Source organism: Kitasatospora sp. CB02891 (assembly GCF_002803145.1).
Lineage (GTDB): Bacteria > Actinomycetota > Actinomycetes > Streptomycetales > Streptomycetaceae > Kitasatospora > Kitasatospora griseola.
On the sequence record NZ_NNBO01000006.1, the window covers coordinates 352,213 to 368,133 of the forward strand.

Consider the following 15,921-nt stretch of genomic DNA (forward strand, 5'->3'; position numbering starts at 1 on the left):
GCTACCCGGTGCCGGCTTCGCGGCGGGCCCGAGCGAGGTGGTTGCGCACGGCCACGGTGGTGGGGTGGGTCCCGCCGAGCGTCCGCTCGTACTGGGCGGCCACGGCCTCGAGGAGCGGGACCGCCCGATCCGGCCGGCCGGTCATCGCGCAGGCCGACGCCAGCCCTTGACGACTGATCAACGTGTCCGGGTGCTGCTCACCGAGCACCTGCTCGCGCTGCGCCAGCACCGCCTCCAACAGTGGCACCGCACGCGCCGGGTCGCCGGCCTCCGCATAGCTCTGGGCAAGGTTGCCGCGGCTGAGAAGCGTGTGGGGATGAAGGGCGCTCAGAACCTGCTCGCGCTGCGCCAGCACAAGCTCGAAGAGCAGCACCGCACGGCCGGCGTCACCGGAGGACAGATAGGCACAAGCCAGATTGTTCCGGCTGGTCAGCGTCTGGGGATGAAGCTCCCCCAGAACCTGCTCGCGCTGCGCCAGCACGGTCTCCGACAGCGGCACCGCACGGCCCGGATCACCAGCCGCCCGGAGGGCGCCGGCAAGGCTGTCCCGGGTGCCCAGCGTATCGGGATGGAGCTCCCCCAGGACCCGCTCGCGCCACGCCAGCACCGTCTCCAACAACGACACCGCACGGCCCGGATCACCAGCCGCCCGGTAGGCATCGGCAAGGTACTGCCAGCTGGTCAGCGTGTCGCGATGAAGCTCCCCCAGGACCCGCTCACGCTGCGCCAGCACCGTCTCCAACAGCGGCACCGCACGGCCCGGATCAGCAGCCGTTTGATAGACGCAGGCCAGATTGCTGCGGATGAGCAGCGTATCGGGATGAAGTTCGCCCAGGACCTGCTCGCACTGTCCCAGCACCGTCTCCCACAACGGCACCGCGCGCCCCAGATCACCGGCCAACTGGTAGGCGTCGGCGAGATTGTTCCGGCTGGTCAGCGTATGGGGATGAAGTTCCCCGAAAACCCGCTCGCACTGTGCCAGCACGGCCTCCGACAGCGGCACCGCCCGCCCCAGATCGCCGGCCGCCCGGTAGGCGCAGGCCAGATTGTTGCGAGTGGCCAGGGTGTCGGGATGAAGCTCGCCCAGGCTCTGCTCACGCTGTGCGAGGACCGCTTCGAGCAGGGCAGTGGCGCGGGCAAGGCGTCCTTGCGTGTCGAGACGCCATCCTGCGCGGCGGTAGAGATCGGTGACGGCCCCGTCGTCGTGCCCGACCGGCCTGCTCTCGGCCAGCGCGATCAACTGCGGGATCAGCGAGTCCCACTCCCCGGCCTCCGGATCCAACCCGTCCAGCGCCCGAACCACCGCCTGCTCGGCCTCGCGCCGCCCCGCCGGGGCATTCACCCGCAGCACCTGCTGCACCAATCGGTGGACGCCGACCGTGTCCCGGGTGACGGTCGCCATGCTGTAGGCGGCCAGGTGCCCCAGCGCCTCGGCCAGCTCGTCCGGGTCCACGCCGTCCGCCTCCAGCAACCCGACGGGCACCTCGTCCGGCGCGAGCCACGCCAACGTCCGCAGCAGCTCCACCGCACGCGGGTCGCGGACGGTGAGCGCGTCGAGGGTCTGCGTCCAGATCCGGGCGATGGTGCGCTCTGCGTCCAGGCCGTCGGCGGCCTTGTCCAGCTTGGTCGGCAACCGCCGGTGGTAGGCCGCGACGGTGACGGTCGGGTTCTGCCGCAGGTAGGCGCCGGCCTGATCCAACGCGAGTGGCAGGTAACCGAGTTCGGCGGCGAGAGCCCGGAGGTCCTGGAGTTCACGGACCGTCAACTCGGCATCCCCGTACGCGGTGGCACGGATCAACTCGACGGCCTGCTCGGCGTCGAGGATGCCGAGCGCCAGTGTCCGCATGCTCCTCGGCCAGCCGACCGCGCGCCGGCTGGTGACCAGGTGCCGCCCGCCGCCGAGCGCGCCCAGGTACGGCGAAAGGTCCGCGACCGCCTCGACGTTGTCGAAGACCAGCAGCCAGCCCGGGTGCCACTGGAGCCACGCCATCGCCCACGCGACGCGGTCGCGATCGGCCGTCAGCCCCAGGAGCAGCCGCCGCGTCAGTTCCGCCAGCGACTGTTCGATCCGGGTCGGCGAGTCCGCGTTGATCCACCACACCACGCCGTACGCGTGCCGGTACCGGTGCGCATACGCCAGCGCCAGGGTGGTCTTTCCTATGCCCCCGAGCCCGTGCACGGTGGACGCCTGCATGATCGCGGTGTCGCCGACCTCGTGCAGCCGGGCGAGCTCGGCCTCCCGGCCGAGGCACAGCGGTGGGGGCGGAAGATTGGTCAGACCTGGCGGGGCCTGCACGTCGCGGGCGGCGTTGAGGATCTCGGCGGGCAGGCCGATCACGTCGCCGGTGACGGCGGTGCCGATCCACCCGGCAGCGACCGACCGCTCGCCGGAGGCTTCCGGACTCACCGCGTGCCGGGGCGTCCGTTGTCGATGTTGACGACCGTCCCGATGCTGTACGCCGCGATCGACCGCTCGCCGGACGCGGTGATGGTGATCCCCCCGCTCGGCAGCAACCCGGTGAGTTCCGCCCGCAGTTCGGCGTCCTCCCGCAGTGCGCGCTTCAGCTGCTGGCGCAGCGCCGCGGCCGCGTCGGCGTCGTCCGGGTCGGCGGCCGCGTCGTCGACGGCCCCTTCCAACTCGGCGGCCTGCCCGGGTCGGCGCCGCAGCACGGCCTGCAGGATGCGGCGCCCGAGGTTCGCGGTGGCGTCCACCGCCGCGTCCTCGGCGCGCGTCAGCACGGCCGTGCCGTACGCGCCGACGGCCGAGGCCACGTACGGGCCCGCCTGTTCGACCAGCTGGACGATCTCCGCGCTCATCTGCACCCGCCCCGATTCGACTGTCCTGCACTCCCCATGACGAAGCGTAGACGCCTCCGAGGACCCCGGGCGGGCGAAAGGGCGCGGGAGGCTCTCCGCCTCCCGCGCCCCGGGGATCGAACGGGCCGTCAGCCGCGCAGCTCCGCCGCGACGAGCTCCGCGATCTGCACCGCGTTGAGTGCGGCGCCCTTGCGCAGGTTGTCGTTGGAGAGGAACAGCGACAGGCCGTTGTCGACGGTCTCGTCCACCCGGATCCGGCCGACGTAGCTCGGGTCCTGGCCGGCGGCCTGGAGCGGGGTGGGGATGTCGGTGAGGACGACGCCGGGGGCGGAGGCCAGGAGCTCGGTGGCGCGCTCGGGGGTGAGCGGGCGGGCGAAGCGGGCGTTCACCTGGAGGGAGTGACCGGTGAAGACCGGGACGCGCACGCAGGTGCCGGAGACCTTGAGCTCGGGGATGCCGAGGATCTTGCGGCTCTCGTGGCGGAGCTTCTGCTCCTCGTCGGTCTCGTTGCTGCCGTCGTCGACCAGCGCGCCCGCGAACGGCAGCACGTTGAACGCGATGGGCCGCTTGTAGACGCCGGGCTCGGGGAACTCGACGGCCGCGCCGTCGTGGACCAGCGCGGTCGCGTCCTCGACCACCTTGCGGGCCTGCTCGTGCAGCTCGGAGACGCCGGCCAGGCCGGAGCCGGAGACCGCCTGGTAGGTGGAGACCACCAGGGAGAGCAGCTCGGACTCGCCGTGCAGCGGCCGCAGGACGGGCATCGCGGCCATGGTGGTGCAGTTCGGGTTGGCGATGATGCCCTTGGGGCGCTCGGCGATCGCCTCGGGGTTGACCTCGGCGACGACCAGCGGGACCTCGGGGTCGCGGCGCCAGGCGGAGGAGTTGTCGATGACGACGGCTCCGGCTTCGGCGACCTTCGGGGCGAGGGCCTTGGAGGTCGCCCCGCCGGCGGAGAAGATCACGATGTCGAGGCCGCGGTAGTCGGCCGTGGCGGCGTCCTCGACGGTGACCTCGGTGTCCTTCCAGGGCAGCGTGCGCCCTGCCGAGCGGGCCGAGGCGAACAGCCGCAGCTGCTCGACCGGGAAGCTGCGCTCCGCCAGGATCTCGCGGACCACGCCGCCGACCTGACCGGTGGCTCCTACGATGCCGATCCTCATCCGTCTCCTCCTCCTACGTTGTGCAAAGCCATCATGCCTTGTCAGAGCGGGTGTGCGCGGAGGCGTCCCAAGGCGTGAACGCCTGCCGTCCAGCGCGGCAATCCCTTTCGTCAGGGCGTCCGCGGACCGGAAATCCTGCGCGGATCCGTCACTCGTGCGCGAGCAGCGGCAGCCGCACCGCGGGGGTGGGGATGCGGCCGGCACGGTGCAACAGGGCCTTGAGCGCGGTCGGGTTGGGTCCGGCGAACGCGGCCCGGGACACCTCCACCAGTTCCGCGCCGAGCCGCCGGGCCAGCGGCACGTCGCCGTCGGCCCAGGCCCGGTGCAGGGCGACGAAGCGGGCGGTCTCCAGGTGCGCGGAGGCCAGGATGCCGCCGTCGGCGCCGAGTGCGAGCAGCGGGGACAGGAACAGGTCGTCGCCGGCCAGGACGCCGCGCGGGCCGGCGGCCAGCAGGGCGACGGCCTGTTCGTCGATGCCGCCGGGGGCGTACTTCAGGCCCGCGACCTGCGGCAGGGCGAGCAGTTCCCGCAGGGTGTCGGCGCTCAGCGGCTGCCCGGTGCGGTACGGGATGTGGTAGATCACCAGCGGCACGGGGCTGGTGGCGGCCAGCGCCCGGAAGTGGGCGAGCACCCCGGCCTCGCCGGGCCGGACGAACGCGGGGACTGCGACCAGGGCGGCGTCGGCCCGGCCGGCCAGCCGGCCGAGCGCCTCGGCGGTCCGCGCGGTGCCGCCGTGGCCGGCGCCGACCGTCAGCACGGCGCCGTACTCGGCGGTGACGCGGCGGCAGAGTTCGATCACCGTGTGCTGCTCGGCGTCGGTGAGGGAACCGGGTTCGCCGGTGGTGCCGAGGGCGACCAGTCCGGTGGCGCCGGCGTCCAGGCTGTCGCGGGCCAGCTGCTCCAGGGCGTCGAGGGCGAGGTCGCCGTCGGCGGTGAAGGGGGTGACCAGCGGGACGTGAATGCCGTGCAGTTCCATGGGGGAAGCCTGCCGGGCGCCGACCGTGCGGGTCCAGTTCACATTTCCGATGGTTCTCGTAAGCTGAGCCGATGCTCGATGTGCGACGACTGCGGCTGCTGCGCGAACTGGCCCACCTGGGGACGATCGCGGCGGTGGCGGACGCCCTGGCGTTCAGTCCTTCGGCGGTGTCCCAGCAGCTGTCGGTGCTGGAGCGGGAGGCGGGGGTGCCGCTGCTGGAGCGGACCGGGCGGCGGGTGGCGCTGACCCCGGCCGGGCGGAACCTGGTGCGGCACACCGAGGCGGTGCTGGAGCTGCTGGAGCGGGCGGACGCCGAGCTGGCGCACGCCCGCAGCGGCCTGGCCGGCCCGTTGCGGATCGGCGCCTACCCGTCCGCGGTGCGCGCCCTCGTCCCGGCCGCGCTGGCCGAACTGGCCTCCCGGCACCCCGAGTTGGAGGCCATGGTGAGCGAGGTGGACCCGGCCGGGGTGGCGGCGGCGCTGCGCGCGGGCGAACTGGACCTGGCGCTGGTGCACGAGTACGACCTGGTGCCGGGCGAGCCGGAGGAGGGCATCACGCTGACCGGCCCGGTGTTCGCCGAGCCGATGTACCTGGCGGCCCGCACCGCCGGCGCCCTCGCCGACCACCGGCACAGCCCGTGGATCTCCGCCCCGCCCGGCACGCTCTGCCACGAACTCACCCGACGCGCCTGCCAGGCCGCCGGGTTCAGCCCCCGGGTCCGGCACCGGGTGGACGACTTCGCGGCCCAGCTCGCCCTGGTGGCCGCCGGCCAGGGCGTGGCCCTGGTCCCCCACCTGGGCACCGGCCACTGTCCCCCGAACGTCGCCCTGACCCGCCTGCCGATCCACCGCCGCACCCGCACCGCCTTCCGCGCGGGCGCGGCCGCCCACCCGGCGGTGGCGGCGTTCGCGGCGGCCCTGCACGCGGCGGTTCCGGCCGAGCTGCGCGCCGCCTGACGGCCGTTCGGCCCGCGAACCGCTGCGCCCCCTCCGCGGCGCCCACCGGCCGGCGGCCCGGCGTGGGGGCTTGATGCGGTCGGTAGCCTTCCGCCATGCATGAGTTGAACGAGCAGACGGAGCAGCCCGGCCGGTTCGGCGCCGAGGCCACGGTGGAGATCGCGGCCGAGCGGGTCGGGTCGGTGCACACCGCGTACGCGCCGGACCACGACGGCGACCCGGACCCGGGGGAGATCGTGTGGACCTGGGTGCCGTTCGAGGAGAACGACGGCCGCGGCAAGGACCGCCCGGTGCTGGTGGTGGCCCGGGAGCGGTCCGGCTCGCTGCTGACGGTGATGCTGTCCAGCAAGGGCCACGACCAGGACCCGGACTGGGTGCCGCTCGGCGCCGGCCCGTGGGACCGCAGCGGGCGGGACTCCTGGGTGGCCCTGGACCGGGTGTTCCGGGTGCACGACGGCGGGATGCGGCGCGAGGCGTGCGCCCTGGACCGGGACCGTTTCCAGCTGGTGGTGGACTCGTTGCGGCACCGTTACGGCTGGCACTGAGTAACGATTGTCGGATCGTCTTCCATGGCTCGCCCCGGACCGGGTACAACGGCACCAGGATCCCCAACAGTTGACCTGGAGTCGGACGCATGAGCAGCAACACTCCTCCTGGCTACGGGCCGCAGGACCCGTACGGCCAGAACCCGTACGGTCAGCAGCAGCCGCCGGCGAACGGCGGCTACGGCGCCCCGCCCCCGCCGCCGCCCGCGCCGGGCTACGGCGAGCAGCCCGGGCACGGGCAGCAGCCGGGCTACGGCCAGCAGCCGGGTTACGGGCAGCAGCCGGGCTACGGCGCCCCGCAGGGCCAGTGGCCGGGCTGGCTGGGCGCGCCCCAGGGCCCCGGCATGCCGCCGGTGCCGGGCACCCGGGTGCTGGCCACGCCGGTGGACCGCTTCGTGGCCCGGCTGATCGACGGTCTGATCCTCGGTGTCGTCATCGGGGTCGTGGCCAACCTGGCCTTCGGCCTGTTCAGCTTCGGCTACTTCGCGCTGCTGGCGATCGCCTACGTCGTCTACGACGGCGTCATGATGAGCACCCAGCACTGCCAGACCGTCGGCAAGAAGGTCATGAAGCTCCGGGTGGTCAGCGTGGCCACCGGCGCGCGGCCGACCGACAACGAGCTGTGGACCCGGGCCGCGGTCTGGGGCGGCCCGTACATCGTCCCGTTCATCGGTTCGCTGGTGGTGCTGGTCAACGGCCTGTCGCAGCTGTGGGACAAGCCGCTGCAGCAGACCTTCCACGACAAGCTCGCCAAGACCGTGGTGGTCAAGGAGAACTGAGTCCGCGTCAACAGCGAAGAGCCCCTGCGGAGTTCCGCAGGGGCTCTTCGCGTGGTCGGGGTCCGGTCAGCCGGCCAGGCAGCTCGGCCCGAGCAGCTGCTTGAGGTCGCCGAACAGGGCGGGGTCGGACTTCACCCGGTGCCGGTCGAGGCGCAGCACCACGGTCCTGGTCCGCCCGCGCAGGTGGACGTGCACCTCGGTGCTGCCGCGGTGGCTGCTGAGCACCTCGCCGAGCCGGCCGACGATCGGCGGGGTGAGCTTGTTCTCCGGCACGGTGATGACGATCGGGAGTTGCGCGCCGACGTTGGACAGGTCGGGCACGGTGAGCTCCATGCCCATCAGCCGCGGCACGTCCTCCCGCTTGTCGAGCTTGCCGCGGACGAACACCACGGCGTCCTCGACCAGTTGGGAGGAGACCAGCTGGTAGCTGGCGGGGAAGAACATGCAGTCGATGGAGCCGGCCAGGTCCTCGACGGTGGCGATCGCCCAGGCGTTGCCCTGCTTGGTCATCTTCCGCTGGAGGCCGGAGATGATGCCGCCGATGGTGACGATGGTGCCGTCGGGGCGTTCGGCGAGGTCGGCGACCGCGCAGTCGGCCTTGTCGGCGAGCACGTGCTCGATGCCGTGCAGCGGGTGCGAGGAGACGTACAGGCCGAGCATCTCGCGCTCCTGGGTGAGCAGGAACGACTTCTCCCACTCGTCCTCGGAGAACACCACGTCCAGGCCGAAGCTCGGCTCGTCGGAGACGCTGTCGCCGCCGAACAGGTCGAACTGGCCCTCGGCCTCCTTGCGCTTGATCGAGACCACGTTGTCGATCATCGGCTCGAACTGGGCGGTCAGGCCCTTGCGGGTGTGCCCGAGCGAGTCGAAGGAGCCGGCCTTGATCAGCGATTCGACGGTGCGCTTGTTGCAGACCACCGCCTCGACCTTGTCCAGGAAGTCCGGGAAGGAGGCGTACTTCCCCTTCGCCTTCCGGGTGCGGATCATCGACTCCACCACCGGCCCGCCGACGTTGCGGATGGCGGTCAGGCCGAACCGGACGGTGTCGCTGCCGTGCGGGGTGAAGTCGGCGTCGGACTCGTTGACGTCCGGCGGGAGCACCTGGATGCCCATCTTGCGGCACTCGTTGAGGTAGACCGCGGACTTGTCCTTGTCGTCCTTGACCGAGGTGAGCAGGCCGGACATGTACTCGGCCGGGTAGTTGGCCTTGAGGTAGGCCGTCCAGTAGGAGACCAGTCCGTAGCCGGCGGTGTGGGCTTTGTTGAAGGCGTAGCCGGAGAACGGGACGAGGACGTCCCACACGGCCTGGATCGCGGCGTCCGAGTAGCCGTGTTCGCGGCAGCCCCGCTGGAAGGGCACGAACTCGGCCTCCAGGATCTCCTTCTTCTTCTTGCCCATCGCGCGGCGCAGCAGGTCGGCCTGGCCGAGCGAGTAGCCGGCCAGGATCTGCGCGGCCTTCTGCACCTGCTCCTGGTAGACGATCAGGCCGTAGGTCGGCTTGAGGATCTCCTCCAGGGGCTCCTCCAGCTCCGGGTGGATCGGCGTGATGTCCTGCTGGCCGTTCTTGCGCAGCGCGTAGTTGGTGTGCGAGTTGACGCCCATCGGGCCGGGTCGGTACAGCGCGAGGACGGCGGAGATGTCTTCGAAGTTGTCGGGCTTCATCAGGCGCAGCAGCGAGCGCATCGGGCCGCCGTCGAGCTGGAAGACGCCGAGGGTGTCGCCGCGGGCGAGGAGTTCGTAGGTGGGCTTGTCGTCGAGCGGCAGCTTGAGCAGCTCGATCTTCTCGCCCTTGTTCTTCTCGATCGCCTTGACGGCGTCGTCCATGATCGTCAGGTTGCGCAGGCCGAGGAAGTCCATCTTGAGAAGGCCGAGGCCCTCGCAGGTGGGGTAGTCGAACTGCGTGATGGTGACGCCGTCGGTGTGCCGGGTCCAGACCGGGATGTGGTCGGTCAGCGGTTCGGCGGACATGATGACGCCGGCGGCGTGCACGCCGGGCTGGCGGATCAGGCCCTCGATGCCGCGCGCGGTGTCGATGACCTTCTTGACGTCCGGGTCGCTCTCGTACAGGCCGCGGATCTCGCCGGCCTCGCCGTAGCGCGGGTGCGAGCTGTCGGTGATGCCGGAGAGCGGGATGCCCTTGCCCATGACGTCCGGCGGCATCGCCTTGGTGATCCGGTCGCCCATCGCGTACGGGTAGCCGAGGACGCGCGAGGAGTCCTTGATGGCGGCCTTCGCCTTGATGGTGCCGTACGTGACGATCATGGCGACCTTGTCGGAGCCCCACTTCTCCGTCACGTAGCGGATCACGTCGCCGCGCCGGCGCTCGTCGAAGTCGATGTCGACGTCGGGCATGGAGATGCGCTCGGGGTTGAGGAAGCGCTCGAAGATCAGGCCGTGCGGGATCGGGTCGAGGTCGGTGATGCCCATCGCGTAGGCGACCAGCGAGCCGGCCGCGGAACCACGGCCGGGGCCGACCGCGATGCCCTGGCTCTTGGCCCACATGATGAAGTCGGCGACCACGAGGAAGTACGCCGGGAACCCCATCTGGATGATGGTGTCCATCTCGTACTCGGCGAGCTTCTTGTGCTCCTCGTCGTAGCCGCCCGGGAAGCGCCAGTCCATGCCCTCCCAGACCTTGGACTTGAAGAAGTCCGCCTCGGACTCGAAGCCCTCCGGGATCGGGAACCGCGGCATCAGGTTCTTGAACTTGAACATGCCCTCGGTGTCGACCCGGGAGGCCACCAGCAGCTGGCTGTTGCGGCAGCCCTCCTGCCAGATGTCGGAGGAGTCGAGGGCGTACATCTCGGCCGCGGACTTGATGTAGTAGCCGGTGCCGTCGAACCGGAAGCGGTCCGGGTCGGAGAGGTTCTTGCCGGTCTGGACGCAGAGCAGCAGGTCGTGCGCGCCGGCGTCGCCCTCGGTGGTGTAGTGCGAGTCGTTGGTGACCACCGGCGGGATGTTCAGCTTCTTGGAGATCTCCAGGAGGCCGTCGCGGACCCGCTTCTCGATGTCGAGGCCGTGGTCCATCAGCTCCAGGAAGTAGTTCTCCTTGCCGAAGATGTCCTGGTACTCGGCGGCGGACTTGAGCGCCTCGTCGAAGTGCCCGAGCCGCAGCCGGGTCTGCACCACGCCGGACGGGCAGCCGGTGGTGGCCATCAGGCCGGCCGCGTGCTCGGCGATGATCTCCTTGTCCATCCGGGGCCACTTCACCAGCCAGCCCTCCGCGTACGAGCGGGAGGTCAGCTTGAAGAGGTTGTGCAGGCCCTCCTTGTTACGGGCCCAGATGGTCTTGTGGGTGTAGGCGCCGGACGCCGAGACGTCGTCCTTCTTCTGGTGCGGCTGGCCCCACAGGATGCGCTTGGTGTTGGAGCGGGACTCCGGCGCCACGTACGCCTCGATGCCGATCACCGGGGTGATGCCGGCGGCCGTGGCCTGCTTGTGGAACTCGGCCGCGCCGTACATGTTGCCGTGGTCGGTCATCGCGACATGGGTCTGGCCCAGCCGCTCGACCTCCTTGAACAGCTGCTTCAGCCGGGCGGCGCCGTCCAGCATCGAGTACTCGGTGTGGACGTGCAGGTGCGCATACGGCTGATCGCTCAAGGCGGGGCCTCCGGGGTCCTGAGGGGGGCTGAAACACGTAAGGCCCGAGCCACCACCAGGGCTCGGACCACGGCTTCCGGGATCGCGGATCCGAGTCTAGTCCCCCTCCGGACGTGGAAGCGCTAACCTCCGATCCACCGCACGGTTACGGGAGGGGACCCGCCATGGCCTTCGTCCAACCACTGCAGTCGAACCCGCGCCCGGGGGGCCGCGGACTGCCCGCGATCGGCTTCCTGCTGCTGGTGCAGGTCGCGATCGAGCTCGCGGTCCTCGGCTACGACCTGAGTCGCAGCGGCCTGCACTACCTGCCGATCGCCCTCGGGGTGCCGGTCGACGCCCAGTACTGGGTGCCCGCCCCGGCCGCCTTCACCGGCTACGACACGGCGCTGGTGATCACCGCGCTGGTGCTGGCCTTCGGCGCGGTCAACGGCCGCCGGTGGGCCCGGCCGGGCGCGGTCGCCGTCCTGGCGGTCAACGGCTACGGCTCGGCGACCGCGCTGATCACCACAGTCGTCAACGGCGGCGCCGACGGCATCCTGCACCAGGACGCGACCTTCCTGCTGCTCACCGCCACCCTCGTGCTGGACGTGGTGATCGCGCTGGTCGTGGTGCTGATCGCGGCCGCCGGCCGTGAGCAGTCCGCTCCGGCGCCGTCCCCCTACCCGGCCCCGTACCCGCCCGCCGCCCCCGCTCCGGGCGCCTGGGGCACGCCCTCGCGGCCCGCCGGGCCCGCCGGGTACTGGCCCCCGCAGCCGCCCTCCGCCGCCCCCTCCGCCGACGCGGGGCCCGGATTCGGGGCCGGATTCGGGGCGCCCCCGCCGCCGCCCGTGCCGCCCGCGCCGCCCGTGCCGCCGTCCGTCTGAGCGACCCGGCCGACTGTCCTGACGGGTTGTTAGAGTGCCCGCCGTCGGCCCGCCGGATCCCGGGGGCCGACGGGGACGAGAGGAGATCCGGCGATGCCCGCCGCACGTACGCTGTCCGCCCGCGAGCTGACGGTCTGCTCCTTCGAGCGGCAGCTGCTGGACCGCGCCGAGCCGTTGTCGGCGGCGGACGGGGTGCGCCGGCTGGCCGCGCTGCAGGCGCAGTACTCGCCGTCGCCGCACCTCGCGCTCTGGTCCCGGCTGCCGGGCTTCACCACCGGGCAGCTGGACGCGGCGCTGCGGGACGGCAGCGTGGTGAAGTCGACGCTGATGCGCGGCACCCTGCACCTGGTGCCGGGCGAGGACTACGGCCACCTGGCCGCCGCCTGGCGCCGCCAGTGGCTGGTCCCGCTGCGCGGCCGGCACCGCACGGCGGGCCTGGACGAGGCCGAACTGGAAGCCCGGCTGCGGGAGTTCGCCGCGGTGCCGCGCAGCGCGCAGGAGCTGCGCGAGCAGGTGGCGGAGATCTCCGGCGGCCGAGTGCGCACCGACGACCTGCTGCACTACGCGCGGGCGCTGCTGCCGCTGGTGCACGTCGCCCCGTCCGGGCACTGGCGGGCGCACGGCAAGCCGCAGCTGGTGCTGTGGCCGGGCGAGCTGCCGCCGGAGCCGGCCGCCACCGCCCGGCTGGCGCGCCGCTACCTGGCGGCGTTCGGGCCGGCCTCGCGCGCCGACCTGGCGCACTTCGCGGGTCTGACGCTGCGCCAGGTCGACCCGGCGCTGGCCGAGCTGGGCGAGCTGACGACGTACCGGGCCGAGGACGGCCGGGAGCTGCTGGACCTGCCCGACGCGCCGCCGATCGGCGCGGCGGACCGCGTCCTGCCGGTGCGGTTCCTGCCCAAGTGGGACGCGGCGCTGCTGTCGCACGCGGACCGCACCCGGATGCTGCCCGCCGCGCTCCAGCCGCAGGTCTACCGCGCGGTGAACGGCACCCTGCTGGCCTCCTACCTGGTGGACGGCCTGGTCGCCGGGCTGTGGAGCCACACCTGCACCCGGGGCGCGGCGCAGCTCACCCTGACCCCGCTGGTCGAGCACGGAGCCCGGCCCGAGCTGGTCGCGGAGGGCGAGCGCCTGCTGGCGTTCCTGGAGCCGAGGGCGACCGGCCTGGCGGTGGCGTTCGCGCCCTGACGTCCGGAGCCCGTCCGGTCAGTCCTGCTGCTCGTCGAGCTCGGCGAGGAAGTCCAGCGCGGCCGCCCAGGTCCGGGCCTCCGCCTCGGCGTCGTAGTCCGGCAGTTCGGCGTCGGTGTACAGGTGCCCGGCGCCCCGGTAGCGGTGCACCTCGACGTCGGCGCCGGCCCGGGTCATCTGCAGGTACCAGGTGTTCAGCCAGTCCTCGGACTCGTACGCGTCCGGCTCGGCCACGTGCAGCTGCACCGCGATGCCGGTGGCGGCGTCCTCCCGCAGGTCGGAGGTGCCGTGCAGGAGCAGCAGCCCGCGGGCCTGCTCGTCGGCCAGCGCCAGGTTCTGCGCCAGCGACCCGCCGAGCGAGAACCCGGCGTACACCAGCCCGTTCTTGGCGGGCAGCAGTGGAGCGACGGCGGTGACGGCCCGGCGCAGCAGTTCGTCGTTGCCGACCTCGTCGCGGTACGCCATGCCCTCCTCCGCCTCGTCGAAGGTCCGGCCCTCGTACAGGTCGGGGGTGTGCACGGTGTGCCCGGCCTCGCGCAGCCGGTCGGCGGCCCGGTGCACGGCGGGGCGCAGGCCGTACGCGGAGTGGAACAGGACGATCTCGGCCACGGATGGCTCCTCGGTGCTGGTGCTCGGTGCTCGACCGTCCATGATCTCCCATCCCGGAACGCACCGGGGCCCGGCCCACCGGTGGGTGGGCCGGGCCGTTCGGGTGCGCGGGTCAGTACGAGGTGCTGACGGACGCCCCGCTGAAGCCCTGCTGGGCGTACAGGCTGACGTAGTTGTAGCCGGCGGGCGGGTTGGCGACGGTGATCGTCTCGGTGTTGCCGCTGTTGGTGGACTTGGCGGTGTACGAGCCGGTGGTGGCCCAGTTGGCGCCGTTGTAGTACAGGTCGGCGTTGCCGGTGCCGCCGGAGACGGTGACGGTCAGGCTGGTGGTGCCGGCCGGCACCCACAGGTAGAAGTACGCGTAGTTGTTCACGGTGGCGGCGACGTTGGAGCGGCGGCAGTTCTGGTCGAGCTGCCGGGTGTCGGCGCCGGTGCATTCGGGGGTGGTCGGCACGGTGGCGCCGCAGTTGCCGGCGTTGCAGGCGGTCAGCCAGCTGTTGAAGTCGGCGTCGTACCGGGTGCCGATGGTGGTCTTCAGGATCGTCCGGGCGCCGTTCCAGTCACCGGCGCGGTACTTGGCGAGCACCGCGTCCATGTCGCTGCGGTGCGACTGGAGCATGTAACGGACCGCCAGGTAGCCCCAGTTGTAGACCCGGGTCTGGTCCGCGTTGTCGTAGGTGGTGTCGAACAGGGTGGAGAGCGCGTAGGTGTGCAGCCCGGCTTGGGTGATCGCGTCGGTGTACTCGACGCCCCGGTAGGAGTAGGAGATGTACTCGGCGAAGCCCTCGACCCACCAGACGGTCGGGGTGGTCATGCCGGCGTCGAAGTCGCCGTACATGTCGAACCGGCCGTCGAGGTAGTGGGTGTACTCGTGGTTGAGGTTCCAGATCTGGAAGGCCGGGCGGACCCACTCGGCCTCGTAGGCGACGAACCGCGGCTGGTTGCCGGCCGCGGCCGGGTCGCCCTCCAGGTACATGCCGCCGTTGTCGGTGGAGATCCCGAAGATGGTTCCGGCGTAGGTCTGGTAGTCGCTGCTGGAGTGGAACACCACCACCTCGATGGTGGTGTTGTTGTCACCCGCGACCGCGCCGTTGTCCCGGACCACGCCGTGGAAGTACGCGTCCTGGCCCTTCAGGCTGGTGCAGGCGGTGTTCAGCTGGTCGGCCGTCAGCGCCTGCGCGAGGATCCGGATGCTGGGGCTGCAGGTGTAGTTGACGGTCAGCACCGCCGCCTTCAGCCGGTTCGCCAGGTCGCAGGTGCCGTAGTAGGCGCAGTTCGCCTTGTCGTAGCTGTCGGTCATCTCGGCGAGGCCGACCCACAGCGAGGCGGTCCGTCCGGTGATGCTGCTCTGGTCCAGCAGGCTCTTCACCAGCGGCCGGACCTTCGCCTGCAGGGCGGGGTACTGGAGGAACCGGCCGAGTTCGCGGCCCGCGTTGGAGACCAGGAAGTCGTTGGTCCCGCCGAGCACCCCGTTGTTGCGGGTGGCGAAGGACTGGAGGGTGTCGAGCACGCTCGGGTCCGCCTGGACGGCGGGCAGGAAGTCGCTGTTCTGGTGGCCGCGCCAGAGCACCGTGTAGGTGTTGTTGACGGCGTTGACCATGTACCAGGACGCGTCGTAGCCGCTGTTGTAGCCGTTCAGCAGCCGCTTCACGACCGACAGGTAGCGGGCGTTCTCGGCCGCGCTGTCGATCAGGGTGACGGCCTCGCCCAGCGTGGCGCCGTTGGCGTCCGTCACGTCCTGCGAGTGCGGGGCGGCGAAGAACGCGTCCAGGCCGCCCTCGATCGCGGACTTCAGGCTGCTGCCGTACGGGCCGACCACGTCCGCGTTGTACCACTGCACGTAGTACCCGGCCCGCAGGTACAGCACGATCTGGGTGGCCGAGGTCGAGTCGTCACCCGGGTAGCCGGCGGAGACGTCGCGCAGCGCATTGGCCACGCTCACCATCTGCGCCTCGTTGAACGCCAGCTTCGCGTCGTTGCCCTTGAGCAGGAACAGCGAGTTGACGCAGTCCACCGTGGCGGACTTGATCTGGGCGACCAGCGCGGCGCCGGTCTTCCCGGTGAAGTCGGACACGTTGCACGCGGCGGCCGCCGCAAGGGACTTGGCCTGCTCCGGCTCGCCCTTGACGGCGACCGGCGGGCGCTTGCTGGCGTCCGACCGCAGGTCGCGGTCGGAGTCCTTGCGGCGCTCGGCCGCCTCGGTGCTGCGCGGCGCCGACTTCGACGCCTTCGCGGGCCGGTCGCCGGTGGGAGCGGCGGGGGCGGCCGCCCGGGCGCCCGGCACGAAAGCAGCCAGGAATCCGAGGGCCAGGCAGAAGGAGAGCAACAGACTCCACGTTCGCGCGGGGGACGCGAACGGTATCCGGAAGGTTCGCACGTGGGGCCTCCGGGCCGATGTGCTGCCGCGTTTGGGGGGCGCGGCAGAGGGTGGGGG

The 15,921-nt window shown here is 71.7% G+C and carries 12 protein-coding genes; 5 read left to right on the plus strand and 7 right to left on the minus strand.

What is annotated here, in order from left to right; genetic code table 11:
* Window position 1: 1 nt before the first annotated feature.
* From fxsT to CG736_RS16695, 4 genes are all read right to left on the minus strand, one after another.
* Entirely contained in the window at window positions 2-2,407 is a 2,406-nt protein-coding gene (gene fxsT, locus CG736_RS16680; RefSeq protein WP_100587001.1) for an FxSxx-COOH system tetratricopeptide repeat protein, read from the minus strand.
* A complete protein-coding gene (locus CG736_RS16685; protein ID WP_100587076.1) occupies window positions 2,404-2,817 on the minus strand; it encodes a hypothetical protein in 414 nt (137 codons plus the stop codon). The genes fxsT and CG736_RS16685 overlap by 4 nt, the downstream gene beginning before the upstream one ends.
* Window positions 2,818-2,945: 128 nt before the next feature.
* Window positions 2,946-3,974 (minus strand): aspartate-semialdehyde dehydrogenase, encoded by a 1,029-nt coding sequence (locus CG736_RS16690; protein WP_100587002.1) that lies wholly within the window; start codon window positions 3,972-3,974, stop codon window positions 2,946-2,948.
* A 148-nt stretch (window positions 3,975-4,122) separates the two neighbouring features.
* Complete coding sequence (locus CG736_RS16695; RefSeq protein ID WP_232734031.1) at window positions 4,123-4,992, minus strand: dihydrodipicolinate synthase family protein; 870 nt, start codon at window positions 4,990-4,992, stop codon at window positions 4,123-4,125.
* Between the two features lie 29 nt (window positions 4,993-5,021).
* On the opposite strand from CG736_RS16695, the gene CG736_RS16700 reads away from it, so the two are divergent.
* From CG736_RS16700 to CG736_RS16710, 3 genes are all read left to right on the plus strand, one after another.
* Window positions 5,022-5,906, plus strand: a complete 885-nt coding sequence (locus tag CG736_RS16700; RefSeq protein WP_100587003.1) for a LysR family transcriptional regulator — start codon at window positions 5,022-5,024, stop codon at window positions 5,904-5,906.
* A 95-nt stretch (window positions 5,907-6,001) separates the two neighbouring features.
* Entirely contained in the window at window positions 6,002-6,451 is a 450-nt protein-coding gene (locus CG736_RS16705) for a type II toxin-antitoxin system PemK/MazF family toxin (RefSeq protein WP_100587004.1), read from the plus strand.
* Between the two features lie 89 nt (window positions 6,452-6,540).
* A complete protein-coding gene (locus tag CG736_RS16710; protein ID WP_100587005.1) occupies window positions 6,541-7,230 on the plus strand; it encodes an RDD family protein in 690 nt (229 codons plus the stop codon).
* 66 nt (window positions 7,231-7,296) lie between these two features.
* Here the strand turns inward: CG736_RS16710 and dnaE are convergent, their stop codons facing one another.
* Entirely contained in the window at window positions 7,297-10,830 is a 3,534-nt protein-coding gene (gene dnaE, locus CG736_RS16715; protein ID WP_100587006.1) for a DNA polymerase III subunit alpha, read from the minus strand.
* 164 nt (window positions 10,831-10,994) lie between these two features.
* Here dnaE and CG736_RS16720 point away from each other — a divergent pair, with 164 nt between their 5' ends.
* Window positions 10,995-11,693: a hypothetical protein gene (locus tag CG736_RS16720; protein WP_100587007.1), complete on the plus strand. Its 699-nt coding sequence runs from the start codon at window positions 10,995-10,997 to the stop codon at window positions 11,691-11,693.
* Between the two features lie 93 nt (window positions 11,694-11,786).
* Window positions 11,787-12,878, plus strand: coding sequence for a winged helix DNA-binding domain-containing protein (locus CG736_RS16725; RefSeq protein ID WP_100587008.1), 1,092 nt, complete (start codon window positions 11,787-11,789; stop codon window positions 12,876-12,878).
* Between the two features lie 18 nt (window positions 12,879-12,896).
* Here the strand turns inward: CG736_RS16725 and CG736_RS16730 are convergent, their stop codons facing one another.
* Together CG736_RS16730 and CG736_RS16735 are read right to left on the minus strand one after the other, a co-directional pair.
* Complete coding sequence (locus CG736_RS16730; protein ID WP_100587009.1) at window positions 12,897-13,529, minus strand: dienelactone hydrolase family protein; 633 nt, start codon at window positions 13,527-13,529, stop codon at window positions 12,897-12,899.
* Between the two features lie 70 nt (window positions 13,530-13,599).
* Window positions 13,600-15,813 carry a M9 family metallopeptidase gene (locus CG736_RS16735; RefSeq protein WP_232734032.1) on the minus strand — a complete coding sequence of 738 codons (2,214 nt, stop codon included), beginning with the start codon at window positions 15,811-15,813 and terminating at the stop codon, window positions 13,600-13,602.
* Window positions 15,814-15,921: the final 108 nt, after the last annotated feature.

Bases quoted from the DNA above. Each gene is read 5' to 3' on its own strand.
- CG736_RS16690 (WP_100587002.1), bottom strand. From the start codon at position 3,974: ATGAGGATCGGCATCGTAGGAGCCACCGGTCAGGTCGGCGGCGTGGTC.
- CG736_RS16710 (WP_100587005.1), top strand. From the start codon at position 6,541: ATGAGCAGCAACACTCCTCCTGGCTACGGGCCGCAGGACCCGTACGGC.
- CG736_RS16725 (WP_100587008.1), top strand. From the start codon at position 11,787: ATGCCCGCCGCACGTACGCTGTCCGCCCGCGAGCTGACGGTCTGCTCC.
- CG736_RS16705 (WP_100587004.1), top strand. From the start codon at position 6,002: ATGCATGAGTTGAACGAGCAGACGGAGCAGCCCGGCCGGTTCGGCGCC.
- CG736_RS16720 (WP_100587007.1), top strand. From the start codon at position 10,995: ATGGCCTTCGTCCAACCACTGCAGTCGAACCCGCGCCCGGGGGGCCGC.
- CG736_RS16730 (WP_100587009.1), bottom strand. From the start codon at position 13,529: ATGGACGGTCGAGCACCGAGCACCAGCACCGAGGAGCCATCCGTGGCC.
- CG736_RS16685 (WP_100587076.1), bottom strand. From the start codon at position 2,817: ATGAGCGCGGAGATCGTCCAGCTGGTCGAACAGGCGGGCCCGTACGTG.
- CG736_RS16700 (WP_100587003.1), top strand. From the start codon at position 5,022: ATGCTCGATGTGCGACGACTGCGGCTGCTGCGCGAACTGGCCCACCTG.